Genomic DNA, 518 nt, shown 5'->3' with positions numbered 1-518 from the left:
AATCGCCATTCTCGTTGACGTTCAAAACGTTTATTACACTTGTCGTGAAGCGTATCGCAGTAACTTTGATTACAACCAGTTTTGGTATGTCGCGACACAAGAAAAGGAAGTAGTAAGCGCAAAAGCTTATGCCATTGCCAGTAACGATCCGAAGCAACGCCAGTTTCATCACATTCTAAGAGGTGTGGGATTTGAGGTGATGTTGAAGCCTTACATTCAGCGTCGAGATGGCAGCGCCAAAGGGGATTGGGATGTCGGTATCACGCTCGATGCGATTGAGATTGCGCCTGATGTCGACCGCGTGATTTTGGTTTCTGGTGATGGCGACTTCAGTTTGCTGGTGGAACGTATTCAGCAGCGCTACAACAAGAAGGTCACCGTCTATGGTGTACCAAGGTTAACCTCGCAAACCTTGATTGATTGTGCTGATAATTTCGTCGCGATTGATGATGATTTCTTGCTGTAATCATTAGACTAGACAAAGAAAAGGCGAGTCATTCAGGCTGTACTTATGCGTA

Annotated in this window: 1 protein-coding gene; it reads left to right on the top strand. The window is 45.6% G+C overall.

Going from position 1 to position 518, the window contains the following annotated elements; all coding sequences use genetic code 11:
* Position 1: 1 nt before the first annotated feature.
* Positions 2-466, top strand: coding sequence for an NYN domain-containing protein (locus R7Q48_RS31095; protein ID WP_029814716.1), 465 nt, complete (start codon positions 2-4; stop codon positions 464-466).
* Positions 467-518: the final 52 nt, after the last annotated feature.

Source organism: Vibrio sp. 378 (genome assembly GCF_033339435.1).
Note: the sequence above shows the minus strand (reverse complement) of the source record. Positions and strands in the feature narration are given on the sequence as shown.